The sequence below is a fragment of the Pseudomonas sp. ME-P-057 genome, from assembly GCF_030208975.1.
Lineage (GTDB): Bacteria > Pseudomonadota > Gammaproteobacteria > Pseudomonadales > Pseudomonadaceae > Aquipseudomonas > Aquipseudomonas lutea.
On the sequence record NZ_JARVSX010000021.1, the window covers coordinates 55,709 to 80,379 of the forward strand.

The window sequence follows — 24,671 nt, forward strand, 5'->3', positions numbered from 1 at the left end:
GCGAGCGCTTGTCGTTCATTACGTTGAACCCGCAACAATAGGTCCTTAATGCAACTCACCCAAGCCACACGTCTGGCCAAAATCAGCAGCCCCCTCGGGGCTGATGTCCTGTTGCTGAAGCACTTGACTGGCGCCGATGAAATGGGTCGCCCATTTGAATTTCAGCTGGAGCTCACCTCGCTGGACGGCGCCATCGACCTCAACCGGTTGCTCGGCAAGCCAATGAGCGTGTCGCTGCAGTTGCCTGATGGCAGCGACCGGTATTTCCACGGCATCGTGGCGAGCTGCAGCCAGGGCGTGAACCGCGGCCAGTTTGCCAGCTACCAAGCCATTTTGCGCCCGTGGTTATGGCTGCTAACACGCACATCGGACTGTCGGATCTTTCAGAACCTGACCATCCCGCAAATCATCAAGCAGGTGTTCCGCGACCTCGGGTTTTCAGATTTTGAGGATGCCCTAAGCGCCGCGTATCGCGAGTGGGAATACTGCGTGCAGTATCGCGAGACCAGTTTTGACTTTGTCAGTCGGTTGATGGAGCAGGAAGGCATCTACTATTACTTCCGTCACGAACAAGACCGCCATGTGCTGGTGCTGGCGGATGCTTATGGTGCCCATCACCCGGCGCCGGGCTACGAGGCGGTGCCGTATTACCCGCCGGACGGCCAGCATCGCGAGCGCGACCACATCGACGATTGGCGTCTGGCCCAGCACGTGCAACCCGGTTCACTGGAGCTCAATGACTACGACTTCCAGCGTCCGTCCGCGAGAATCAACGTGCGTTCCGCCATGCCGCGCGCGCACAGTGCCGGCGATTACCCGCTGTACGACTACCCCGGCACCTACGTGCAAAGCCAGGACGGCGAACACTACGCGCGCACCCGCATCGAGGCGGTGCAAAGCCTGCACGAACGCGTCGAACTCCATGGCAACGCTCGGGGTCTGGGCGCCGGGCATCTGTTCAGCCTCATCGGCTTTGGTCGCGAAGATCAGAATCGCGAGTACCTGATCGTCAGCGCCCACTGCACCGTCTCGCAGGAACAGCTGGAAACCGGCAGCACCGGCGGCGGTTCGCAGTATTCCAGCCGCTTGGTGTGCATCGATGCCCAGCAAAGCTTCCGGCCTCAGCCGACGACTCCACGCCCCGTCGTCAAGGGCCCGCAGACCGCCCTGGTGGTGGGCCCGGCGGGGGAAGAAATCTGGACCGACCAGTTCGGTCGGGTGAAGGTGCATTTCTACTGGGACCGCCACGATCAATCCAACGAAAACAGCTCATGCTGGATTCGTGTCTCTCAAGCCTGGGCTGGCAAGAACTGGGGTTCGATGCAGATCCCGCGAATCGGCCAGGAAGTCATCGTCAGCTTTCTCGAAGGCGACCCGGACCGGCCCATCGTCACCGGCCGCGTCTACAACGCCGAACAGACCGTGCCCTACAACCTGCCGGCCAACGCCACACAAAGCGGCATGAAAAGTCGCTCCAGCAAAGGTGGGAGCCCGGCGAACTTCAATGAAATCCGCATGGAAGACAAAAAGGGCCAAGAGCAGCTTTATATCCATGCCGAGCGCAATCAGGACATCGTGGTGGAAGTGGATGAAAGCCATTCGGTGGGGCATGACCGCAATAAGAGTGTTGGTCATGACGAGACGGTGACCATTGGTAACAACCGGCTTCGCATCGTCAAGCAGGAGGACATCCTGGCGGTCGGCCAGCGCAAGACCGACAGCGTTAGCCAGAGCTACGTGATCGAGGTAGGCGAGAACCTGCGACTGGTGTGCGGCGAAAGCATCCTGGAGCTCAACGCGAGCGGGCAGATCAACCTCACCGGCGTGCAGATCAGCTTTTTTGCCAGCGGCGACGCCGAGTTCAACACCGGCGGCGTGCTGCATCTGAACAACGGCGGCGGCCCCGGCGCCACGCCCGATGGACAAGGCGTGAAGGCCAGCATTGACGCCAACATCAACGCCGCCTTTCCCAAGCCCAAGGGCTAACCGCGAGATTTCTGCGCCATGACTTACCGTCTCAATGAATTCCAGTTTCAATTGCCACCCGGTGATGTGCTCGACGCCTCCATCAACATTCTCAAATTTCCCGAATTGGGCACATCGCTGATCGTCAGCCGCAGCCTGCTGGCCGACGGCGAAACCCTGCAAAGTAACCTTGATGATCAGCTCCAGCGTTTGGAAAAGCAGGTCCAGGACTTACGCTGCCAGCTGGGCGTTGCGGTGCGATTGGGCGAGAACGGGGAAGTGGAAGGCGTTGAACTGCGCAGTCAATTCCACAAAGGTAACGAAAAAGTATTCCAGTACCAGTTAGCCCTGGTGCTGCCCGGGACCCGCAAAATGCTTGCCTTGAGCTATGTGAAAGCCGACACACTTGGCGATGCCGAAGCGGCGCATTGGGCAACCATCAAGCATTCGCTGGTATTCGACGTGCCGGCCCGGTGAGCAATCGGGATGTCTGACGCGCTCTGGGCCGCCCGGATGGGCGATGCGCTCGATCACACCTCAATGATGGCTGACATCCTTGGCGGTGTGCTGGAAGTCGCGGCAAATATCGCCATCACTGCGCTGGCGACGGCTGCAGTGGTCGCGGCCACCGGTATTACCGTTGCTACCGGTGGGCTGGGTTGCTTCCTGCTCGGCGCGGTGGTCGGTACGGTTGTGGGTCTGGCGATGAGCAAGACGGGGGCGGACCGGGGCCTGAGCAGCTTGTGCGAAAGCGTAGGTAACGCACTGTTCCCACCCACGGTGCAGGCGAACATCCTGACCGGCTCCACCAACACGTTGACCAACAATATCCCTGCCGCTCGTGCCGCCGGGGCAATCGATTCTCACGTCGCGCCGGCCGGCACCGAACTGGATGCGCTGGAGCCACAGGCCGAACCCGGCTATCTCGACATGGCCGAAAGTTTCTTCTCGCAGATGTGGCGCCCTACCGTGGCCACGCCCGCACCCGGTGCCGTGCCCAAACCGTTGGACATCGTCGTCTGCATGAAGCATCCGCCCATGCCGCCGCAGTTTATGGCCGAGGGCTCGGACAAGGTCACGATCAATGGGCAGCCTGCCGTGCGCAGCGGGGATCGCAGCACATGCGATGCGAAAGTCGTTTCAGCAGGGTTGGTGTCTCCCAATGTCACTATTGGCGGCGGGTCGGTGGTGGTGCGAGAAATCCGCAGCGGCAAGACCCCTGGCGTCGGATTGGCTGTGACGGCACTCCTGATGCTGAAAGGCAGCAAGGGTAAATTCTTCAGCAAGCTGCCGTGCATGCTAGTGGGTGGCGCGGTGTCGATGGGGGTCAGCAGTGCCATGAGTGCCGCAGCAAACGCGGCCATGGGTTCGTCCAACCCGGTGCATGCCGCTACCGGGGCCAAGGTGCTGGGTGGCGACGACGAACTGGATTTCGTGATGCCAGGCATCCTGCCCATTGACTGGCAGCGCTTCTACAACAGCAGTGATCAGCGCCAAGACGGGATGTTTGGAATCGGCTGGAGTGTCTCGTATGAGGTTCGCGTTGACGTCCTTGGGCATGAAGACGGCGGCGAAAAACTGGTGTACACGGACGAGCAAGGCCGGCCCATCGACATGGGCTCAATACCGTTGGGTGGCGCAGTGTTCAGCCCCGGCGAAGGGCTCAGTGTCCGGCGCCACCTTAATGGCCAGTTGCTGATAGAGAGCGATGACGGCGTGTACCGGCTGTTCCAGCCGACGCAGGGAGACCCCACGCGGCTGCGTCTCGAGCAATTGGGCGACCGCAACGAAAACCGTATCTATCTGGATTACGACCCCGCCGGCCGCCTGGTGCGACTGCGTGACACCGCCGACCTGATAAAAATCGAGCTCATTCACGAGCACGGCCGTCTTGTTCGGATCGAGCGTCTTTACCCTGACCAGCTCCGCGAAGTACTGGTCAACTACAGCTACGATGCAGCGAACAATCTGAGCGAAGTGCGTGACGCCACGGGTCAAATCCGACGGATCTTCAATTACGACGCCGGTCAGCGCATGGTCGAACACCAACTGCCCACCGGGCTGCGCTGTTTCTATCAGTGGGCATTGGTCGAAGGACACGAATGGCGAGTGGTCCGGCACTGGACCGATGAAGGCGATGCTTACAGCTTCGACTACGACCTGACGATGGGCATCACTCGTATCACCGATGGTTTGCAACGGGTCAGTACCCGACGCTGGAACAGCCAGCACCAGATCATCGAGCACCGCGACAACCTGGGCCAGGCCTGGCTATTCGAGTGGAACGACGAACGTCAGTTGCTCGGCGCGATCGATCCGCAGGGCGGGCGCTACGCCTTTAGCTATGACGAAGCCGGTAACCTGATGGGCGAAACCGACCCATTGGGCCGCAGCGACTCCACGCTGTGGCTCGAACACTGGGCGCTGCCGCTGGTTGAGACCGACGCTGCCGGCAACAGCTGGCAATATCGTTACGACCCACGCGGTAACTGCACCGCAGAAATCGACCCACTGGGCCATGTCACCCGCTACGCCTATGATGCCCAAGGCCAGATCACCGTCATTATTGACGCCACCGGCAAGCGCAAGACGTTGCGCTGGAATGCGTTCGGGCAGTTGCTGGAGCACGTCGATTGCTCCGGGTATCCCACTCGTTTCGCTTACGACCCGCGAGGCTATCTGCAGGCGATCACCGATGCCCTCGGCGAGCGGACCGTGTTCAGCTATGACGCTCAAGGGCGTCTGCTCGCGAGCCAGCTGCCCGACGGACGTGTCGAGCACTACCAGCGTGACACGGCCGGGCAATTGATTGGCTACACCGACCCCGCCGGGCACACCACACTTTACCAGCACAATCGCCGCGGTCAGGTGCGTCAACGGACCGATGCCCATGGCCGGCACGTGCAATTCAGCTACGACGATTACGGCCGTCTGCAAGCGTTGACCAACGAGAACGGGGAAAGCTATCGATTCGCCTGGGACGCCGCCGACCGGCTGGTCGCTCAGCAAGACCTGGACGGCAGCGCTCGGCATTATGCCTACGACCCCTTGGGCAACATCACGCTTGTTACTGCAACGCCGGCTCCTTACGGCAGCGGCCTGGCTTTGGTCCCTGAGGCGCCCCCGGCGCCAATCGTCCATCGCCTGGAACGTGATGCTGTGGGCCGCATGACTGGCAAGGTCACTGCCGACGGTCGCACCGACTATGGCTACGACATGCTCGACCAGCTGACGGCCGTCACCTTCACCGACCTGAAAGGCGACGCCCACGCGTTAGGCTTTGCCTACGACGCCATCGGCCAACTGTGCGCTGAACGCAGCCAGACCGGCACTTTGCAGCACTGCTACGACGAACTCGGCAACCTGATCCAGAGCCAGCTACCGGACGGCCGCTGGCTTAACCGCCTGTACTACGGCAGCGGCCACTTGCACCAGATCAACCTTGACGGCCAGGTCATCAGTGACTTCGAGCGTGATCGCCTCCATCGCGAAGTTCTGCGCACCCAGGGCAAACTCAGCACCCGTAGCGAATACGACCGCAGCGGCCGCCTGCGCGCCCGGCAACGCCGGCACAGCAGCCAACCGGCATTGCTGCCGGCCGCGGTGCAGAAGCATTTTGAGTACGACCCGGCCGACAACCTGATCGGCAAACTTGACCAGCAACCCGCAGCAAGCCAGCGCCAACTGCTGCACTACGACGCCACCGGCCGCATCATTGCCAGTCAGGACAGCCTGCACGGCCAGAGTGAAACCTTCGCCTACGACGCCGCTGCCAACTTGCTCGACAGCTCGCCCGCAGGCGCTGGTCTGGTGCGGCACAACAAGTTGCTGACTTACCAGGACAAGCGCTACCGCTACGACGCCTTCGGTCGCATGATCGAGAAGCGCAGCACTCGACGTGGCATCCAGCGCTTCGCCTACGACGCTGAAAGCCGCCTGATTGAAGTGCGCAACGAAAACGGCAGCATCGTGCGCATGACTTACGACCCGCTGGGGCGTCGTGTTTCCAAAACCGAGCACGACAGCAACGGCTACCCCCTGGGCGAAACCCGTTTCACCTGGGATGGAATGCGCCTGCTGCAGGAGCATAAACATAGTCAGACCAGCCTGTACGTGTACGAAGATGAGGGCGGCTATGTGCCGGTGGCCCGCGTCGACGGCGCCGGCCCGCTGCAAAAAATTCGTTACTACCACAACGACCTCAACGGCTTGCCGGAACAGCTCACCGAGACCGACGGCCACAATGTATGGCAGGCGACCTACCGGGTGTGGGGCAACACGCTGCAAGAGGTGCGCGAGCCGTACTACATCGAAGAGCAGAACCTGAGGTTTCAGGGGCAGTACCTGGACCGCGAGACGGGGCTGCACTTCAATACGTTCAGGTTTTATGATCCGGACGTGGGACGGTTTACGACGCCGGACCCGATTGGATTGGCGGGTGGTTTCAATTTGTACGCATTCGTTTTGAACCCATTTGCTTGGACGGATCCGCTTGGGCTTGCCGGGTGCACTCTGAATAGAGCGCGATCGCAGAGATACGACTACACGTTAAGGTTGAAGCGTTCGGAGCATCCGGAGACGTTCGGGCATATCGATAGCGCAATCAAGAAAGGGCATCCCTTCATTGTGACCGTTCAGCGTGACGCCGCTAAGCTGAATCGCAAGCTTAGCTTGAAGGATATCAAGACCAAAGCCGGTAAGGATCGAGACGAGTGGCCTATGGCAATGTTCAAAGAGGGGGGGACAGGTGCGAGTGTTAGGTACATTGATCCTAGTGATAATCGGGGGGCCGGCTCGAGCATAGGTAATATATTGTCCGACCTGCCCAACGGAACCAAAGTCAAAATAGAGGTTTACTGATGAAAAACAACAGTCAGTCTGTCGATCTGCTTATCTCCCACAGCCAGATTCAATTTCGATCGCGACCGTTCGATGAAAGCTCCAGTCAATGGGGCGAGAAGAATCTAGAACAAGGCGCGGTCATTCATAGTGACTACGTGATTTTTGATCCCCTTCCAGAAGATGCGTTTGGCGCACACATTCATTTGGAACTGGCAAGCCACTTCAATCCTGATGAATCCGCCCAGCGTCGTATTGTCGTGCCGTTTCATGTCACGGATCCCTCTCGTGTAGAGGTCGCCTCCGCCTCCGAGAAATTTAGCGTTGAGCTTGGTTTAGCAGAGCGTGATTACGCGTTGTATTTTGAGGTTTGCGAAGGTGACGAGATTTTCTACAAGATTACGCTCATTCCTGCCGAGCAAATAGTTTCTGCCAAATATCTGCTTGACGATCCATGGGGAGGGGAGAAAAACAAGATGCTGGTGGAAGGCAAGTCCTAACCGCATCAGTTGGCTCAAGCCGATGGGCTGAGAGTGGGAGGAAGTAGTGAGACTGCAAAAGTGAAGGGCTTCAGCTTTAAGCCGCATGCCATTCCTAGAAAATCTAATTAGGAAATATTCGCAGATGATTAGCCTCGAGAGGGCATACGGTGACGACGCGGCGCGTGTTCGAGAAATTTATGCGCGTATCGAGTCGGGGGATATTGCTTTCTTACGAAAAGAATTCGCCGCATTTCCGTATGCCCTTGAACCGCCTGGCTTCATTGTCGCAGGCTACCCGGGGGTGCTGCACTACGCGGCGGAACACAACCAGCTCGCTGTATGTCAATTGCTTGTCGAGTTGGGTGTCGACGTGAACCAAGTTACAGCTGGGTCAGGCAATTCAACACCGCTGGGATTGGCAGCAAGAAACGGTCAATTGGAAGTTGTTAAGTGGCTTCTAGAGGTTGGCGCGGATGTCGATGGCTCGCCCGAATCAGTAACTTCTCCTTTAATAGCGGCTGTCACTTTCGGAAACTATGATGTTGTAGATCTTCTTCTTAGTCACCATGCAGACATCAACAGGCTGCACGCCAAATTTAACCGGACCGCGTTGGATCTGGCGCAATCTTGGGGTTTTGATGCAATAGCAAAGCGCCTCGAAGCGGAGGGTGGTATTTCTGCAATTACTCGTGATCCTGACGAAGATCTATCTCCCGGCGCACCCATTGTCGAGTTTGTTACAAGAACCGCTGGTTGGGTTTTGCCTGAAAAACTAACCCCGCAGGTGCGTGAATCTAATGTTAGGCTGCGGGTAAGTTGTATTGCCGATAAGAATGACTTTAAATTTTTTTTCACTGTTGGACTGTTTGAGCAACGACCTCGTACGGAACTTTTTATCTGCTTGCCTGGCAGTTGGCGACTACCAAGGCAGGGCCTTAACATCGACAGTGCGTGGGCTTTTCCTCAGGGATTACTTGCCGGATTGTCAAGGCGGATAATTGATAGTAACCCGTTAACTGAAGGCGAAATTATATTGCGCTCAGATCCCGCCTATAGCTCACTAAGTTGGCCAAGAGATACAGATGCTTTAATTTTAGTCGATAAAGTGTGGGCTGCGGCGGATAACTTTACAGTGGGCGGTCATTATGATTCGGTTAAACTTTACGTATTGGCGCCTTTAAAATTGACGAAAAAAGGGCCGCCACGAGACGAAGCCTTGGAGAAAATTCTGCAGAAGAAGCGTACGGCTAGCTGGAAAAGCGTAGCTTTGCCATCGCCATTGTGAATGTTGAGATCCTGCGGGCGTCATGAAAAGGTGCCAACCGAGCAGTCTCAGCCGCAAGCATTGAGATTGGTACAAGTGAAATGCACGGACTGAAGTTGATGTGGTTCAAGCCGGGGACGGCGCACAATTCACTTATACACTAGGGCGTTGTCACTCAGCGAAAGATAAGGGCAGCGAGCGGTTTACCGGCGTTATCTATCCTAGCTAGAGTTGATTTTCTAAAGGATTAGTCAATATGGGTTTCGATCAAATAATTTTCACGGAGCACGACCAAGGGCTCGGCCAGATCGGGGGTAGCGCTTGGCTCACCAGCCTTGATCTCTGGCCTAAGGATCCTGAAACCGGTCAATTCATGCTACCTGTGGTGATGATCACCTCGACGTTTCTCACGGTTCCCTTCATTCCGCCAGGCATGGCTATAACAGTGTTTGTCTCGATTGAGTATGGACGTGACGCTATAAAGAGGTCATCAGTACGCAAACTGGCAGTGCATCAACAATGCGAAATGGAAAAACTAAAGCTTGGTCATAGCTACGTTCTGCTTCATGAATTAGCATCTGGTGAGCTTAACGCGTCAGATGTTATCGAAGTGATGCCGAGGGCTTATATCGCACTTCAACCACTCGCTCCCAAACAAATGGAAGAGGAGTTGGACGACCCCGATTGTGGGATTGGTGTCAGTAAGGCTCTTGGCCGCCCTGCGTGGCTGCAAGACCCCTTATATGAAAGTCCTAGATATTATTTTCTCGCTCAGATTCTAGATTCCGACATAGCGAAAATAAGTCCGCGACATGAAGGGATATTCGGAGGAGGTATAGGATATATATTTGCTGATAGTCGTGCAAAAAAAATGCAAGCGGCAGGTGCGGCTGGTTATTTTCTGGTTCAGTTCACTTAAATTGCGGCTCATTTGAGATATACGCTTAGGGTGGTTTAACTTTTTGTACTCGGGGTATATAAATATGCTGTCTGGGATCAAGAAAATTGGCCTCGTGCTGCCAGAGAAGTCCCGATTCAGTGACGGTCGAATTGTGGGGGCCTCACTGGTAAAATCACAACTTTCTCAACCTATCTTTGATCGTTGCGAGTTTGAGGCCTGCCGATTCGAGAAAACCGACTTCTCAAATTCCCGATTTTTCCATGAGACCAGGTTGAAAGATTGCGAATTCATAAATGTCGATTTCAGAGTCTCGGGTTTAAATGATAGCCAGTTCGAGTACTGCATATTTAGTAAATGCGATTTTAGGCAGACTTCCTCTGTAGGCTGTCAGTTCAAAAATTGTAAATTTCTTAATTGCACGATCGTAGATACAGTATTTGCTGTCAAAAATATTCTCAACGTCACATTTACCGGAAAGCTTAAAGAGGTAAAGTTCACAGCTGATGAAAAAAATACACCGTTATATGTGGATTTCAAAGAGTGCTACCTGGACGCTGTTAGTTTCCAGGATTGTGATCTTGAGACAGTTGTACCGCCTGAGGACGCTCGGCATGCCTATTTTCGAGATATTTCGTGTCGAGCAAAAAAAGCAATTGACAGTATATCAACACCACCTGAAAGCCCGTCGCACGCTATATTAAAACGCCGGCTGCTGAAGCTAAGCGCACAACGTGGAGCGATTTTAAATATAAAAAATCTCGAAGACAGTGAAGGCATAGAGATGGCGACAATGCTGCTCTCTCTCCTTAATGGCCCGCAGTAGGTGCGGTCGTGATTCAGGCTGGAAGGGAGCTTGCAGTGGCTGCTTCAGTATTAGCATCTCTCAAATACGCAGCTGAGTTTCCGACACACCCGCATGCGGTCGGCTTCTGAGTCCAGCGATTCAGGCTTGGACACTCGGTGCATACGCATGGGCGACTTTGCGTTTTACGCGAGGATGCTTTGTTTCGAGGCAGGCCTGCAAGAACCTTGCAAGCCCGGAGGTTGTTGCGTTTCCCTCGCGAACACAAGGGAAGGAAGATGGTGCACCTGACGGGATTCGAACCCATGACCCCTGCCTTCGGAGGGCAGTACTCTATCCAGCTGAGCTACAGGTGCAACGCGGGCGCCATAATACTCATCTGGCCTGCGTGCGTCCATGCTGGCGATCCAATGATCGCAAATCGGCGGACCTCCTCCGATAACCAGCTCCCTCGGTCACAAACATTTCCGCCCCTGCGCAGCTACGCTTGTCCGATTTCCACACCACCCGATCCCCAGGCGTTCTTTTTTTCGAACGCACTATTGTCCTTTAACCCTGTAGTCCCTAGGATTCGTTTGAGATTTCAAACGCCCAGCCTGCTTCTATTGCAAACCCAAGGGCTCGGCGGCAGATTCCCCGGCGGCGATCTCGTTCGAGACGCCCGCACTCATAATCGTTCGCTCCGCCGTGCGCGGTGCTGTTCAGGAGGCCGACATGCAGCTCAAAGACTCGAAGTTGTTCCGCCAACAGGCGTACATCAATGGCGCGTGGGCGGATGCCGACGGCGGTCAGACCATCAAGGTCAACAACCCGTCGACCAACGAGATCCTTGGCACCGTGCCCAAGATGGGCGCCGCTGAAACCCGCCGCGCCATCGAAGCGGCCAATAAGGCATTACCCGCCTGGCGTGCACTGACCGCCAAAGAGCGTGGCGCCAAGCTGCGTCGCTGGTTCGAGCTGATGATTGAAAACCAGGATGACCTCGGCCGCTTGATGACCCTGGAGCAGGGCAAGCCACTGGCTGAGGCCAAAGGTGAAATCGCCTACGCCGCGTCCTTTATTGAGTGGTTTTCCGAAGAAGCCAAGCGCGTCTACGGCGACGTCATTCCGGGCCACCAACCAGACAAGCGACTGATCGTGCTCAAGCAGCCGATCGGCGTGACCGCGGCCATCACTCCGTGGAATTTCCCTGCGGCGATGATCACCCGTAAAGCCGGCCCAGCGCTGGCGGCAGGCTGCACCATGGTGCTCAAGCCCGCTTCGCAAACGCCTTACTCGGCATTGGCGCTGGCTGAGCTGGCCGAGCGTGCTGGCATTCCGGCTGGCGTGTTCAGCGTGGTGACCGGCAGCGCCGGTGACATCGGCAGCGAGCTGACCAGCAACCCGATCGTGCGCAAGCTGTCGTTCACCGGCTCGACCGAGATCGGACGCCAGTTGATGGCCGAATGCGCCCACGACATCAAGAAAGTCTCGCTGGAGCTGGGCGGCAATGCGCCCTTTATCGTGTTCGACGACGCCGATCTGGACAAGGCCGTTGAAGGCGCGATCATCTCCAAGTACCGCAACAACGGCCAGACGTGCGTGTGTGCCAACCGCATCTACGTGCAGGACGCGGTATACGACGCCTTCGCCGAGAAGCTGCAGGTCGCCGTTGCCAAGCTTAAAGTCGGTGATGGTCTGACCGAAGGCACCACCACCGGCCCGTTGATTGATGAAAAGGCGGTGGCCAAGGTCAAGGAGCACATCGCCGACGCGCTGAGCAAAGGCGCGAAGGTGCTGAGCGGTGGCAACAGCTTGGAAGGTAACTTCTTCGAACCGACTATTCTGGTCAACGTGCCGAAAAACGCAGCCGTGGCGAAGGAAGAGACATTTGGCCCGCTGGCGCCGCTGTTCCGCTTCAAGGACGAAGACGAAGTGATCGCCATGGCCAACGACACCGAGTTCGGGTTGGCGTCGTATTTCTACGCCCAGAACCTGAGCCGCGTCTTCCGCGTGGCGGAAGCGCTGGAATACGGCATGGTGGGCATCAACACCGGCCTGATTTCCAACGAAGTGGCACCGTTCGGTGGCGTCAAGGCGTCGGGTCTGGGCCGCGAAGGCTCCAAATACGGCATCGAAGATTATCTGGAAATCAAATACCTTTGCCTCAGCGTCTGAAGTCGCTGCACGACAGAGTCAAGTGAATGTTCGACAGCCTGCGGTACGCGAGAGCGCCGTGCCGCAGGTTTGAGTGGCACCAACCTATTTGGTGGCCGGGAGGCCGCGACAGTCGATCATCGTATGCTGTCGTTGTTGACCCCCGCCGCTTGATCCTTGAACCGCGCCGCCCGATGAGCGGCGAATGAGGAAATGATGAGCAAAACCAACGCATCCCTGATGAAACGCCGCGAAGCTGCTATCCCCCGCGGCGTTGGTCAAATCCACCCGATCTTCGCCGACTCCGCGAAGAACGCTACCGTCACCGACGTTGAAGGCAACGAGTTCATCGACTTCGCCGGCGGGATTGCGGTACTGAACACCGGTCACCTGCACCCGAAAATCGTCGCAGCGGTCCAGGAGCAACTCACCAAGCTGACGCACACTTGCTTCCAGGTGCTGGCTTACGAGCCTTACGTTGAGCTGTGCGAGAAGATCAACGCCAAGGTGCCGGGTGACTTCGACAAGAAAACCTTTCTGGTAACCACTGGCTCCGAAGCGGTTGAAAACGCCGTGAAGATTGCCCGTGCCGCTACCGGCCGTGCCGGTGTGATTGCCTTCACTGGGGCTTACCACGGCCGCACCATGATGACCCTTGGTCTGACCGGTAAAGTCGTGCCGTACTCGGCCGGCATGGGCCTGATGCCAGGCGGTATCTTCCGCGCCATCTACCCGAACGAGCTGCACGGTGTGAGCGTGGACGACTCGATCGCCAGCATCGAGCGCATTTTCAAGAACGACGCCGAGCCTAAAGACATCGCCGCGATCATCATCGAGCCGGTGCAGGGCGAGGGCGGTTTCTACGTCGCACCCAAAGCGTTCATGGCGCGTCTGCGTGAGCTGTGCGACAAGCACGGCATCCTGCTGATCGCCGATGAAGTGCAAACCGGTGCTGGCCGTACGGGCACCTTCTTCGCCATGGAGCAAATGGGCGTTTCGGCTGACCTGACCACGTTCGCCAAATCCATCGCCGGTGGTTTCCCGCTCGCAGGCGTGTGTGGCAAGGCTGAATACATGGACGCCATCGCGCCTGGCGGTCTGGGCGGCACCTATGCCGGTAGCCCGATCGCTTGCGCTGCCGCACTGGCGGTAATGGAAGTGTTTGAGGAAGAGCACCTGCTCGACCGCTGCAAAGCCGTTGGCGAGCGTCTGGTTACGGGCTTGCGCGCCATCCAGGCCAAGTACCCGGTCATCGGTGAAGTTCGTGCGCTGGGCGCAATGATCGCCGTCGAGTGCTTCGAGAATGGTGATACCCACAAGCCAAACGCTGCAGCGGTCGCGCAAGTGATTGCCAAGGCGCGTGACAAGGGGCTGATCCTGCTGTCCTGCGGCACCTACGGCAACGTGTTGCGCGTGCTGGTCCCGCTGACCTCGCCGGACGAGCAGCTGGACAAAGGCCTGAAGATCATCGAAGAATGTTTCGCTGAAATCGCCTGACGCTGTACCGATGAGCCCGCGGGACGTTTGATCAAAACGTAACCGTTTCGTCTGAGAAAACCTGCTTCGGCAGGTTTTTTCGTTTCTGGATCCATAAAACTTTCTTTCTGCCTGTCTCAGTCCTCAGTCTTTGACTAAGGTAAGTGGACAGTTGCCGGAGAGTCATGATGACCGTGGTAGAGGCACTCACCGTACCCCGCGTATTGATCGCTGAATCGGACCCTTGGGCGCGTGAGATGCTCAACGAATTGGTCCTGAACGTGCGTTGCGACGCGCAATTGGATATCTGTGCGAACGGCAGGGAGGCTGTCGAAATCATGCGCGGGTACATCCCTGACCTGGTGATCGCGTCACGCGAGCTGCCCGGTATCGATGGTTTGAGCCTGCTTCGAACACTGCGGCAATTGCGCCGCCAGCCGCCGGTTCGGTTCATTCTGCTGAGCAGTCGCAACGACAGCGCCAGCGTCCGGGAGGCTGTGCAGTTGGCGCCCACTGCCTACCTGACCAAACCCTTGAACATGGAAAGTCTGCGCCAGCGGCTGGAGACCTTGCTGCTGCAGGATGGCGCACAGGTCGCCTGCGCCGTCCCCGCGCTTGAAGCGGGCGTTGGCCTTGATGCCTTTCTTGATAAGCGCCGGGAAATGGCCGACGGCGGGCCGCTGTTCGTGGACGTCGCTGCGGCGGTGGCAGGCAGTCGCGGGGCGTCGGGCGTTGATCTCAAGCTGCTGGAGCAGGCTTTGGCCAAGGACCCACATATCACTGCGCTGTTGATCGCAGCCGCGAGCAGCGCGACGCAACACCAAGGCAAGCCTGTGCAGAATCTGGGCAGGGCGCTCGCCGTGCTCGGTGCACCTCAAAGCGTTAACTTGATTCAGGGGATCGCGCTGAAGCGTGGTGCCGTCCTCACTGACGCCACCCTGCTGTTGCACGCCACCGAAATCTGGGAGGTGTCGCAACGCACCGCTGAGTGCGCCCGTACGTTGGCCCGCAAACTGGAGCTGGACCACGAGCGCTGCTATTGCGCGGGTTTGCTGAGAGGATTGGGCGATCTGACGGTGGTGCGCTGTCTGCAGGACTGGCTGCATGCGGGCGGCACACTGGATGAAGCAACCATTCGCCGCGCGCTGGCGCAGTATTCGGCCTCGTTCGGTTCGGCGCTGCGGACGCGCTGGCGGCTGCCGCTGGAGCTGCGTGAGCTGATCGCAGCGGTGTATCAGTACAACACTGGCGTTTTCACACGTGAGGTACTGGCAATGAATGTCGCCGGGCAGATGGGCTTGCTTGGGCTCGAAGACCCGCTGGAAGCACTGGCGAAAAGCAAATCGGCGCGGCTGTTGAAGATCAGCGAGTCGGATCTGGAAGGGATGCGGCGCAGGACAGTGGCTTGAAAGAACCTGTGGAGCTGAGCTGAGAGACCAGCTTCAGACCAGTACGATCTGGTTCTTGCCCTGCCGTTTGGCCTGATACATCGCGGCATCCGAGCGCGCATAGAGTGCTTCCAGGCTTTGATCCTGCTCACCGAGGTTGGTCAGCCCCTGGCTTGCGGTGATCCCGAAAGTCTTGTCGTTGCATTGGAAGCTCAGGCGCTGGATTTCCCGCTGCAACCGCTCGGCGATCTGCTGGGCCATCTCTGGCGCACAGCCCGGAAACACCGCAGCAAACTCTTCGCCACCGATACGCCCGAACAAATCCCCGCGGCGCAGTGTCTTGCGTCCGCATTCGGCGATCCGCTGCAGCACCAAATCGCCTTCCTGATGACCGTAGGTGTCGTTGACCAGTTTGAAGTCATCCACGTCCAAGAGCAGGAATGCCATTGGCGTGCCCTGCAGTCGGGCTTGTTCGAACTCGCGCTGGGCGCATTCGAAGAAATGCCGACGGTTGCTGCTCTGGGTCAGCACGTCGGTGGTGGCCAGACGCTGCAGCTCGTCTTCGAGATGCTTCTTCTCGGTGATGTCCTCGGCAATGCCGACCACGATCAAACGCTGGCTGTGCTCGGCCTGATGGCTGACGAAGCACTTGTCGCTGAGCCAACGCACCTGACCGTCTGCGCGGATGATGCGGTACTCACGGTCTTCGATTGAGCCCTTCTCGAGCACTTCGGTAAGGCTGCGCTCGGCGTAGTCGAGATCGTCGGGGTAGATGCTGTCGCGCCACTCGTTGTAATCGGCGAGCAACAGGCCGGCCGAGCGGCCGAAAATGCGTTCGTAGGCGGGGCTGACGTAAATCATGCGCTGCGTCTGCCAGTCAAACGCCCACAACACGGCGTTCACGCTGACCAGCAGGGAGCTGAACAGATGCTCTCGCTCGCTCAGACGTGCCACTTCGGCCTGGGCGTGCATCAGCGCCAGAAGGGTCTCTGCTGCGGCGGGGGTCTCAACGCGGGGATTCTGGTTGTCCATGAGCACTGCATCTCAAGATAAGGTGCGGCGCACGCCACAACATGTCACACAGCATAGTGCGAAGGTGCTAATGAGATAGGAGTAATGGCACTAAGTTCCGATCGGGCCCATTCAGACGAATGGGCGCCGATCAACGGCATCAAGCGTGCTGAGGCCGCAGGGAGTACGTTTTCAGCTGATCGGCGAAGTCTCGCAGCGATTGAATCCCGCTGGCTTCCGCCTCGTGGACCCATTCCTTGATGGCCGCCAGCATGTCATGACCGTTGCTGCTGGTCTTCGCCCAGATCTGCTGCAGCGCCAAACGCTTTTCGTAGATGACCTTCAAGGCATGACTGTGCTCCAGCATGGTCTGGATCCGCGCTTGATGCTTGTCTTCCAGCAGGCTGGGCTCGCGGGAGAGCAACCGTTTGGCGCGGTGGAACTGATGGCGCACCGAGGCATCCGCTTTCGCCAGTTCCTGAGCCACCAGCGGTGCGATCACCAGCTTGCGGTACTGAGCCATGATCTGGAACCGGTTGTTCAGGATGGCCATGGCCGTGTCCATATCCAGGTGACCCTTGCCTTCCACGCGGTGGGCGATCGGTGCGACACGCTGCACCTTCGCCAGTCGCAGCCAGCTGAACACTTTGATCCACGCCCAGCCCATGTCGAACTCCCAGCGTTTGACCGAGAGCTTGGCCGAGTTGGGGTAGGTGTGATGGTTGTTATGCAGCTCTTCGCCGCCGATCAGAATGCCCCACGGCACCAGATTGGTCGCCGCGTCGCGGCACTCGAAGTTGCGATAGCCCACCGCATGACCGAGGCCATTGACCACGCCCGCGGCCCAGACCGGAATCCACATCATCTGAATGGCCCAGACGGTGATGCCGATCACGCCGAAGAGCGCCAGGTCAATCACGCCCATGATCGCCACACCCAGCAGGGGATAACGCGAATACAGGTTGCGCTCGATCCAGTCTTCAGGGCAGTTTTTGCCGTAAATACGCAGCGTTTCGGGGTTCTCCGCTTCGGCGCGGTACAACTCCGCGCCCTTGCGCAGCACGGTTGACAGGCCTTTGATGACCGGGCTATGAGGGTCATCGACGGTTTCGCATTTCGCGTGATGCTTGCGGTGAATGGCGGTCCACTCGCGGGTGTTCTGTGCGGTGGTGAGCCACAGCCAGAAACGGAAGAAGTGCTTGAGCCCGGCGTTGAGTTCCAGGGAGCGGTGAGCTGAGTAACGATGAAGATAGACCGTGACGCCGACGATGGTGACATGAGTCATCGCCAGGGTGACTGCGACCAATTGCCAGACGGAAAGGTCGAGCAGACCGTTGTTCCACATAGGCTGAGTTGCCCTCGGTTGTAACGCGTGCGATGTACGGATCCGCCTGAGCAGACCCTGAGACAGAAGCGCGCATTATCACTTAGCCCACAGATAAAACCAGCCGCTCTTTTACATAAGCGTCGCAAGATGTTTCTTGTTCTATAATTTCTGACTTTCGCAAGGTCGTTTCTATTTATGTCGAGCATTACCCGGGATGCGCTACGCACCGCAACGTTGTACGGGCTTGTGTCGATTGTGTGGTTGGCGACCAGGGACTACCTACTGCCGCGACTGATCGAGGACCCGACCGTGCTGGCGCGGGCGCAACAAGTCGGGGGCTATGTCTGGCTGGCCCTCAGTGCGGTCCTGATCTTTCTGGCCCGCTCGCGGCTGTTGGGATTCATGGGCATCACCGAGCTGGCGCGCAGGGATGAGGACATGCAGCGCCTGCGTCTGGCGGCTGCGGTGTTCGACACCACGCTGGAAGGCGTGCTCGTTACGGACGCCTCCGGTGTCATCGTGCACGTCAATCGCGCCTTCAGCGAGATAACGGGCTACCAGCAGGACGAGGTACTGGGCCTGCGCCCGAGCACGTTCAAATCAGGACGCCACGGGCCCGAGTTTTATGAACGGATGTTCAAAACCATCATCAGCGCCGGGCAGTGGAGCGGCGAGATATGGAATCGGCGCAAGAGCGGAGAGATCTATCCGCAATGGCAAAGCATTCGTCCGATCCGCGACGAGCGCGGAGAAATCACTCAATTCGTTGCGGTGTTTTCCGACATCTCGTCGATCAAGCATTCAGAGCGCGAGCTGGCTCACCTGGCTCATTATGATGCGCTGACCGGCTTGCCCAACCGGTTGCTGTTCACCGACCGTACCGAGCAGGCGCATACCTACGCACGTCGCAGTAAACGCAGCCTGGCGCTGCTGCTCGTGGACCTTGACCACTTCAAGCACATCAATGAAAGCCTCGGTCACAACGCCGGTGACGAAGTGCTGAAAGCGGCTGCCGAACGCCTTGCCTGCCACTTGGAGAAGGGGGTGACGCTGGCCCGCCTTGGGGGTGATGAGTTCGCGATTCTGCTCGAAAACGCCCAGCAGGTCGCCCAGTCTGCGGAACTGGCGCAAGGCATTCTTGAGGCCCTTAGGGAGCCGTTTCAGGTCAGCGGGCAATCGCTTTTTCTGACGGCCAGCGTTGGCATCAGCATTTTTCCTCACGATGCGTTGACCGCTGAACAATTGCTGCGTAATGCGGATGCCGCGCTGTCACAGGCCAAGCATCAGGGCCGGGAAAGCTACGCGATGTACACGGCCGAGTTGACCGCTCACGCCCAGCTTCGCGTCGAATTGGCGGCCGAGCTGCGTCAGGCAGTGGAGCAAAATGAGCTGCGGGTGTTTTACCAGCCGATCCACAGCCTTCAAAGCCGCTGCATTGAGGGGGTTGAAGCCCTGGTGCGTTGGCAGCATCCATTGCGTGGCATGGTGGCGCCTGGTGAGTTCATTCCCATCGCCGAGCAGAGCGGCCTGATAGCCGACATCGACAACTGGGTGTTGACCGAAGCCTGTCGGCAGATGGGGGAGTGGCTGGCGCAAGGTGTGGACATCTCGTTCGTCGCGGTCAACGTTTCCAGTCGGTTGTTTGGCCGCGGTGACCTTGATCGGCGGGTGGCCAAGGTATTGGAGCAAACGGGCCTGGCGCCCGAGTTTCTGGAACTGGAAGTCACCGAGAGCGCGATCATGGACGACCCGGATCAAGCCATCGAACAGATGCACCGGCTACGTGGATTGGGGCTGAAGCTTTCCATCGATGATTTCGGGACGGGGTATTCATCCTTGCTGCGGCTCAAGCGCATGCCCGTGCAGAAACTGAAGATCGATCAGGGCTTTGTCGCCGGCCTCCCGTATGACGAGGACGATATTGCGATCGTGAACGCGATTATCGCCTTGGCGCGGGCGATGGGCATGCGCGTCCTGGCAGAAGGTATCGAGCAAGCCAATCAGGCACAGTTTCTCCTCGATCACGACTGTGAACTGGGTCAGGGCTACTGGTTCGGGCGGCCGATGCCTGCCGGGCGAATCAACTGGCAGCATGCGCCGATGTTTGTATCTGGGTGAGGCAACAGCCGCCACGCGAAGCTTCTGCGGGGGGGGGGGGGGCCATTCCCGCAAAACGATAGTGCGGTGATTCTGATCAACCGCAGCGTCCGCATCGCGGGCAAGCGCGCTCCTACAGGAGATCGCCGTCACACGGGGCTGGCGCGAATCCCAAACCACCGGCGTCATGCCGGGGCTGGCGCGAACCCCAACCTGTCGGCGTCACACTGGGGTTGGGGTGAACGCAAAACTGTAGGAGCCGGCTTGCTGGCGAATGCGTTGGTTCAGGCACATCGACGACGGCTGATAGATCCGGTTCGCCAGCAAGCCAGCGCCTACAGATCCATGGTTGTCTGCGCACAGCAAGCTCAAATACCTTTTGGTTATATCTGCATTCTTAAATAGTCTTTTTAAGAATATCTCTGCGTCTCTAAGATTGCGCTTACGCCACAAGCAGCGGCCGCCCACGCTGCGGGCACATCTTTCAAGGAGCACGAGCATGAGCGCATCCCTGCGTAGCGTTGACGGCCAGGACGAAGCAAGCATTTTGCGTGAAATTCAAAGCGCGTTGCGGGACCTGCGTTTTGGTGCGGTCGAGATCACCGTGCACAACGCACAGGTGGTGCAGATCGAGCGCAAGGAAAAATTCCGTCTGCAGAACCCTGGCAACAAGCAGAGCTGACGACGGGCGGCCTGCCCGATGACCACCGCGACCCAAAACTAAAAAAGCCAACAACACCTTTCGTTCAGGAGCTTGATTCATGTCCATTCGTCGTTATGCGCTGGCCGCTCTGGCCAGTGCAGTATTTGCCGGTTCAGCCGTCGCCAAGGACTTCACGCTGCTCAACGTGTCGTACGACCCGACGCGCGAGCTGTACCAGGACTACAACGCCGAATTCATCAACTTCTGGAAAAAATCCCACCCGGGCGACACTGTCAAAATCAACCAGTCCCACGGTGGCTCGGGCAAGCAGGGTCGCTCGGTGATCGACGGTTCGCCGGCCGACGTCGTGACGTTGGCGCTTGCAGGCGACATCGACGAAATCGCCAAGTTGGGCAAGACCCTTCCTGCGGACTGGCAAACCAAACTGCCGGACGCCAGCACTCCCTATACCTCGACCATCGTGTTCCTGGTGCGCAAGGGCAACCCCAAAGGCATCCATGACTGGGGCGACCTGATCAAGGACGGTGTATCGGTCATTACCCCTAACCCGAAAACCTCTGGCGGCGCTCGCTGGAATTTTCTGGCCGCTTACGGCTATGGCCTGAAGTCCAATGGCGGCGATGAAGCCAAGGCCAAGGATTACATCGGCAAGCTGTTCAAGCACGTTCCGGTGCTGGACACCGGTGCGCGCGGGTCGACCATCACCTTCGTCAACAATGGCCAGGGTGACGTGTTGCTGGCCTGGGAGAACGAAGCGTTCCTGGCGTTGAAAGAAGACGGCGGCGCGGACAAGTTCGACATCGTGGTGCCCTCCCTGTCGATCCTCGCCGAACCCCCCGTGGCCGTGGTCGAGAAAAACGCCGAGAAGCACGGCAATACCGAGATCGCCACCGAATACCTCAAGCACCTGTACAGCAAGGAAGGCCAGGAGATCGCGGCGAAAAACTTCTACCGGCCGCGTGACAAGGAAATCGCTGCCAAGTACCAGAAGCAGTTTCCCGAGCTGAACCTGCTGACCATCGATAAAGACTTCGGCGGCTGGAAATCCGCTCAGCCCAAATTCTTCGACGATGGTGGCGTGTTCGACCAGATCTACATTCCGCAGTAATCGCTGAACCCGGTACGAGCGCGCTTGCCCGCGAAGGCGCGGTGTCAGTCGGTGCATTTGGCGCAGGCAGATGGCTAATCGCGGGCAAGCGCGTTCCTACAGGTGGATCACTGGCATCGGGTGTTGTTTCTGATAGATTTCCGCGCAGCGCCAGCGCAATAAATGGACCCGGACTTGCTCCGGGTAACGTGTGTTAACCAAGGACTTTTATGTCTCGACGCATATCCCCCGTCATACCCGGCTTCGGGCTGACGCTGGGTTACACATTGGTGTACCTCAGCCTGATTGTGCTGATACCGCTTGCGGTCATGTTCATCCACGCCTCACAACTCAGTGCGGTCCAGTTCTGGAATATCGTCACGGCGCCTCGCGTGCTTGCCGCCCTTCAACTGAGCTTCGGCACGGCGTTTTGTGCCGCCGTCATCAACGGCATCATCGGTACCTTGCTCGCCTGGGTGCTGGTGCGTTACACCTTCCCCGGGCGAAAGATCATCGACGCAATGATCGATCTGCCATTTGCCTTGCCCACCGCCGTCGCGGGTATCGCACTGACCGCGCTGTATACACCGAACGGTTTCATCGGCCAGTTCGCCGCTGACATGGGCATCAAGATCGCCTATACCCCTTTCGGCATCACGCTGGCCCTGACCTTTGTCACCCTGCCTTTCGTGGTGCGCACGGTCCAGCCGGTGCTGGCGGACATCCCCCGCGAAGTCGAAGAAGCCGCCGCCTGCCTCGGTGCCAGACCGATTCAGGTGTTCCGTCACATTCTCGTACCGGCCTTGTTGCCTGCCTGGCTGACCGGCTTCGCGCTGGCCTTTGCTCGCGGTGTAGGTGAGTACGGCTCGGTGATCTTCATCGCCGGCAACATGCCGATGAAAACGGAAATCCTGCCGTTGCTGATCATGGTCAAGCTCGATCAGTACGACTACACCGGCGCCACAGCGATTGGCGTGATGATGCTGTTGGTGTCGTTCGTACTGTTGCTGCTGATCAATCTGCTGCAACGACGCATCGAAACCCCTAACTGAGGAGGCGCACGTATGTCTGGTTCATCGCTCATTGCTGCGTCCTCCGCCAATGCTGCCCGTCGTGGCAGCGCGGTTTCGCGGCGCATTCTGATCGGCCTTGGCTGGCTGGTCTTCGCGTTGTTTCTGTTGCTGCCGTTAGTAGTGGTCATCGGCCAGGGCTTGAGTAACGGCCTCGGCGGATTCTTCTCGGCCATCCTTGAGCCCGATGCGTTGTCGGCACTCAAGCTCACCGTGTTCGCGGTGCTGATTTCCGTCCCGCTTAACGTGGTCTTCGGCGTCGCGGCGGCCTGGTGTGTGAGCAAATACTCATTCCGTGGCAAAGCCATTCTGGTCACCTTGATTGACCTGCCGTTTTCGGTTTCCCCGGTGATTGCCGGTTTGATCTACGTGTTGATGTTCGGCGCCCGTGGTGTGTTCGGGCCCTGGCTGCAGGACCACGACATTCAGATCGTCTTCGCCCTGCCGGGCATCGTGCTGGCGACCATCTTCGTGACGGTGCCGTTCGTGGCCCGCGAGCTGATCCCGCTGATGCAGGAGCAGGGCACGCAGGAAGAAGAGGCGGCACGCCTGCTGGGCGCCAATGGCTGGCAAATGTTCTGGCACGTGACCGTCCCCAACATCAAATGGGGCCTGATCTATGGCGTGGTGCTATGTACTGCGCGGGCCATGGGTGAGTTCGGCGCGGTATCGGTGGTGTCCGGCCACATTCGCGGCGTAACCAACACCCTGCCGCTGCATGTCGAGATTCTCTACAACGAGTACAACCACGTGGCTGCATTTGCCGTGGCGAGCCTGTTATTGATCCTTGCGCTGTTCATCCTGCTGCTCAAGCAGTGGAGCGAAGCGCGCATTAGCCGTCTGCGCAAAAACGCGGCGGAGGAATAATTCATGTCGATCGAAGTCCGTAACGTCAGCAAGAATTTCAACGCCTTCAAGGCCCTCGACGGCATCAGTCTGGATATCCAGAGTGGCGAGCTCGTGGCGCTGTTGGGCCCGTCCGGCTGCGGCAAGACCACCCTGCTGCGCATCATCGCCGGGCTGGAAACGCCGGACCAGGGCAGCATCGTGTTCCACGGTGAAGATGTCTCGGGGCACGACGTGCGCGATCGCAACGTGGGTTTCGTGTTTCAGCACTACGCACTGTTCCGGCACATGACGGTGTTCGACAACGTCGCTTTTGGCCTGCGCATGAAGCCCAAGAACCAGCGGCCCAGCGAGAGCCAGATTGCAGCCAAAGTCCATGAGCTGCTGAACATGGTGCAACTGGACTGGTTGTCGGATCGTTATCCTGAGCAGTTGTCGGGCGGTCAGCGCCAGCGGATTGCCCTGGCGCGCGCGTTGGCGGTAGAGCCCAAAGTGTTGCTGCTGGACGAGCCATTTGGTGCGCTGGACGCCAAGGTGCGCAAGGAGCTGCGTCGCTGGCTGGCGCGGTTGCACGAAGACATCAACCTGACCTCGGTCTTCGTCACTCACGATCAGGAAGAGGCGATGGAGGTCGCTGACCGCATCGTGGTGATGAACAAGGGGGTCATCGAACAAATTGGCTCACCGGGAGACGTTTACGAGAACCCGGCCAGCGATTTTGTGTATCACTTCCTCGGCGATTCGAACCGTCTGCACCTGGGCGAAGACAACCATGTGCTGTTTCGGCCGCATGAGGTCTCGCTGTCACGGCACGAGGTGGAAGGGCATCACGCAGCCGAAGTCCGCGACATCCGGCCTTTGGGTGCAACCACGCGCGTCACGCTGAAGGTGGAAGGTCAGCCGGAGCTGATCGAGGCCGAAGTGGTCAAGGACCACGACAGCCTGACCGGGCTGGCCCGGGGCGAGACGCTGTTCTTTAAGCCAAAGGTCTGGCAAAAGGTGGAGGGCATTTAAGCCTGGCCTGCTCCGCTTGACGCTGCTCGCTTTTGACGCCAAACGCCGTCGCTTGACGCTACGGGTCTACGGCGCCAGACGCTGCCGCTTGCGTCGAGCATTGTAGGAGCGCGCTTGCCCGCGAAGAGGCCGGTACATCCGATACATCTTCGGCGGCTGGAATACCGTCTTCGCGGGCAAGCGCGCTCCTACAGGCGTGCTGTTGCCGAGAGCGCTGGAACAGCCGATACATCTTCAGCGGCTGGAATGCCGTCTTCGCGGGCAAGCGCGCTCCTACAGGTGTGCTGTCGCCGAGCGCGCTG

The 24,671-nt window shown here is 58.4% G+C and carries 18 protein-coding genes and 1 tRNA gene; 16 read left to right on the forward strand and 3 right to left on the reverse strand.

Going from position 1 to position 24,671, the window contains the following annotated elements:
• The first annotated feature begins 48 nt into the window (after nucleotides 1–48).
• From QRN48_RS11430 to QRN48_RS11460, 7 genes are all read left to right on the forward strand, one after another.
• Entirely contained in the window at nucleotides 49–1,986 is a 1,938-nt protein-coding gene (locus QRN48_RS11430) for a type VI secretion system Vgr family protein (protein WP_285350676.1), read from the forward strand.
• An 18-nt stretch (nucleotides 1,987–2,004) separates the two neighbouring features.
• Nucleotides 2,005–2,442, forward strand: coding sequence for a DcrB-related protein (locus tag QRN48_RS11435; protein WP_285350677.1), 438 nt, complete (start codon nucleotides 2,005–2,007; stop codon nucleotides 2,440–2,442).
• A gap of 9 nt (nucleotides 2,443–2,451) precedes the next feature.
• Nucleotides 2,452–6,825, forward strand: coding sequence for an RHS repeat-associated core domain-containing protein (locus QRN48_RS11440; protein WP_285350678.1), 4,374 nt, complete (start codon nucleotides 2,452–2,454; stop codon nucleotides 6,823–6,825).
• Nucleotides 6,825–7,304, forward strand: a complete 480-nt coding sequence (gene comJ / locus QRN48_RS11445; RefSeq protein ID WP_191944717.1) for a competence protein ComJ — start codon at nucleotides 6,825–6,827, stop codon at nucleotides 7,302–7,304. The genes QRN48_RS11440 and comJ overlap by 1 nt, the downstream gene beginning before the upstream one ends.
• Before the next feature lie 124 nt (nucleotides 7,305–7,428).
• Nucleotides 7,429–8,571, forward strand: a complete 1,143-nt coding sequence (locus QRN48_RS11450; protein WP_285350680.1) for an ankyrin repeat domain-containing protein — start codon at nucleotides 7,429–7,431, stop codon at nucleotides 8,569–8,571.
• A 235-nt stretch (nucleotides 8,572–8,806) separates the two neighbouring features.
• On the forward strand, nucleotides 8,807–9,469 hold the full coding sequence (locus tag QRN48_RS11455; RefSeq protein ID WP_285350682.1) for a hypothetical protein: 663 nt from the start codon (nucleotides 8,807–8,809) through the stop codon (nucleotides 9,467–9,469).
• Nucleotides 9,470–9,533: 64 nt separating this feature from the next.
• A complete protein-coding gene (locus QRN48_RS11460) occupies nucleotides 9,534–10,274 on the forward strand; it encodes a pentapeptide repeat-containing protein (RefSeq protein WP_285350683.1) in 741 nt (246 codons plus the stop codon).
• Nucleotides 10,275–10,532: 258 nt separating this feature from the next.
• Here the strand turns inward: QRN48_RS11460 and QRN48_RS11465 are convergent.
• Nucleotides 10,533–10,609, reverse strand: a tRNA-Arg gene (locus tag QRN48_RS11465).
• Between the two features lie 358 nt (nucleotides 10,610–10,967).
• Between QRN48_RS11465 and gabD the strand changes: the two genes are divergently transcribed.
• The 3 genes from gabD (at nucleotide 10,968) to QRN48_RS11480 (ending at nucleotide 15,274) form a co-directional block, all read left to right on the forward strand.
• Nucleotides 10,968–12,410, forward strand: a complete 1,443-nt coding sequence (gene gabD, locus QRN48_RS11470) for an NADP-dependent succinate-semialdehyde dehydrogenase (RefSeq protein ID WP_037018667.1) — start codon at nucleotides 10,968–10,970, stop codon at nucleotides 12,408–12,410.
• Nucleotides 12,411–12,605: 195 nt separating this feature from the next.
• Complete coding sequence (gabT, locus tag QRN48_RS11475) at nucleotides 12,606–13,886, forward strand: 4-aminobutyrate--2-oxoglutarate transaminase (RefSeq protein ID WP_037018669.1); 1,281 nt, start codon at nucleotides 12,606–12,608, stop codon at nucleotides 13,884–13,886.
• Nucleotides 13,887–14,050: 164 nt separating this feature from the next.
• Entirely contained in the window at nucleotides 14,051–15,274 is a 1,224-nt protein-coding gene (locus QRN48_RS11480; RefSeq protein ID WP_081955449.1) for an HDOD domain-containing protein, read from the forward strand.
• A 33-nt stretch (nucleotides 15,275–15,307) separates the two neighbouring features.
• On the opposite strand, the gene QRN48_RS11485 is transcribed toward QRN48_RS11480, so the two are convergent.
• Entirely contained in the window at nucleotides 15,308–16,285 is a 978-nt protein-coding gene (locus tag QRN48_RS11485; RefSeq protein ID WP_285350687.1) for a GGDEF domain-containing protein, read from the reverse strand.
• Between the two features lie 139 nt (nucleotides 16,286–16,424).
• A complete protein-coding gene (gene desA / locus QRN48_RS11490; RefSeq protein WP_037018672.1) occupies nucleotides 16,425–17,609 on the reverse strand; it encodes a delta-9 fatty acid desaturase DesA in 1,185 nt (394 codons plus the stop codon).
• 177 nt (nucleotides 17,610–17,786) lie between these two features.
• Between desA and dibA the strand changes: the two genes are divergently transcribed.
• The 6 genes from dibA (at nucleotide 17,787) to QRN48_RS11520 (ending at nucleotide 24,369) form a co-directional block, all read left to right on the forward strand.
• Nucleotides 17,787–19,709 carry a phosphodiesterase DibA gene (dibA, locus tag QRN48_RS11495; protein ID WP_037018674.1) on the forward strand — a complete coding sequence of 641 codons (1,923 nt, stop codon included), beginning with the start codon at nucleotides 17,787–17,789 and terminating at the stop codon, nucleotides 19,707–19,709.
• A gap of 478 nt (nucleotides 19,710–20,187) precedes the next feature.
• The gene (gene oscA / locus QRN48_RS11500; RefSeq protein ID WP_037018675.1) at nucleotides 20,188–20,370 is read left to right on the forward strand and encodes a sulfur starvation response protein OscA; all 183 of its coding nucleotides are present in this window, start codon (nucleotides 20,188–20,190) and stop codon (nucleotides 20,368–20,370) included.
• A 79-nt stretch (nucleotides 20,371–20,449) separates the two neighbouring features.
• Entirely contained in the window at nucleotides 20,450–21,460 is a 1,011-nt protein-coding gene (locus QRN48_RS11505) for a sulfate ABC transporter substrate-binding protein (RefSeq protein ID WP_191944703.1), read from the forward strand.
• A 209-nt stretch (nucleotides 21,461–21,669) separates the two neighbouring features.
• Entirely contained in the window at nucleotides 21,670–22,491 is an 822-nt protein-coding gene (cysT, locus tag QRN48_RS11510; RefSeq protein ID WP_037018681.1) for a sulfate ABC transporter permease subunit CysT, read from the forward strand.
• A 12-nt stretch (nucleotides 22,492–22,503) separates the two neighbouring features.
• Nucleotides 22,504–23,376: a sulfate ABC transporter permease subunit CysW gene (gene cysW, locus QRN48_RS11515; RefSeq protein WP_037018684.1), complete on the forward strand. Its 873-nt coding sequence runs from the start codon at nucleotides 22,504–22,506 to the stop codon at nucleotides 23,374–23,376.
• Nucleotides 23,377–23,379: 3 nt separating this feature from the next.
• Nucleotides 23,380–24,369 (forward strand): sulfate/molybdate ABC transporter ATP-binding protein, encoded by a 990-nt coding sequence (locus tag QRN48_RS11520; protein WP_191944702.1) that lies wholly within the window; start codon nucleotides 23,380–23,382, stop codon nucleotides 24,367–24,369.
• The last annotated feature ends 302 nt before the right edge of the window (nucleotides 24,370–24,671 follow it).

Coding starts and splice junctions, on each gene's coding strand:
- QRN48_RS11430 (WP_285350676.1), top strand. CDS start 49: ATGCAACTCACCCAAGCCACACGTCTGGCCAAAATCAGCAGCCCCCTC.
- QRN48_RS11480 (WP_081955449.1), top strand. CDS start 14,051: ATGATGACCGTGGTAGAGGCACTCACCGTACCCCGCGTATTGATCGCT.
- QRN48_RS11505 (WP_191944703.1), top strand. CDS start 20,450: ATGTCCATTCGTCGTTATGCGCTGGCCGCTCTGGCCAGTGCAGTATTT.
- cysW (WP_037018684.1), top strand. CDS start 22,504: ATGTCTGGTTCATCGCTCATTGCTGCGTCCTCCGCCAATGCTGCCCGT.
- desA (WP_037018672.1), bottom strand. CDS start 17,609: ATGTGGAACAACGGTCTGCTCGACCTTTCCGTCTGGCAATTGGTCGCA.
- QRN48_RS11455 (WP_285350682.1), top strand. CDS start 8,807: ATGGGTTTCGATCAAATAATTTTCACGGAGCACGACCAAGGGCTCGGC.
- oscA (WP_037018675.1), top strand. CDS start 20,188: ATGAGCGCATCCCTGCGTAGCGTTGACGGCCAGGACGAAGCAAGCATT.
- QRN48_RS11460 (WP_285350683.1), top strand. CDS start 9,534: ATGCTGTCTGGGATCAAGAAAATTGGCCTCGTGCTGCCAGAGAAGTCC.
- comJ (WP_191944717.1), top strand. CDS start 6,825: ATGAAAAACAACAGTCAGTCTGTCGATCTGCTTATCTCCCACAGCCAG.
- QRN48_RS11435 (WP_285350677.1), top strand. CDS start 2,005: ATGACTTACCGTCTCAATGAATTCCAGTTTCAATTGCCACCCGGTGAT.
- QRN48_RS11485 (WP_285350687.1), bottom strand. CDS start 16,285: ATGGACAACCAGAATCCCCGCGTTGAGACCCCCGCCGCAGCAGAGACC.
- gabD (WP_037018667.1), top strand. CDS start 10,968: ATGCAGCTCAAAGACTCGAAGTTGTTCCGCCAACAGGCGTACATCAAT.
- QRN48_RS11520 (WP_191944702.1), top strand. CDS start 23,380: ATGTCGATCGAAGTCCGTAACGTCAGCAAGAATTTCAACGCCTTCAAG.
- gabT (WP_037018669.1), top strand. CDS start 12,606: ATGAGCAAAACCAACGCATCCCTGATGAAACGCCGCGAAGCTGCTATC.
- dibA (WP_037018674.1), top strand. CDS start 17,787: ATGTCGAGCATTACCCGGGATGCGCTACGCACCGCAACGTTGTACGGG.
- QRN48_RS11450 (WP_285350680.1), top strand. CDS start 7,429: ATGATTAGCCTCGAGAGGGCATACGGTGACGACGCGGCGCGTGTTCGA.
- cysT (WP_037018681.1), top strand. CDS start 21,670: ATGTCTCGACGCATATCCCCCGTCATACCCGGCTTCGGGCTGACGCTG.
- QRN48_RS11440 (WP_285350678.1), top strand. CDS start 2,452: ATGTCTGACGCGCTCTGGGCCGCCCGGATGGGCGATGCGCTCGATCAC.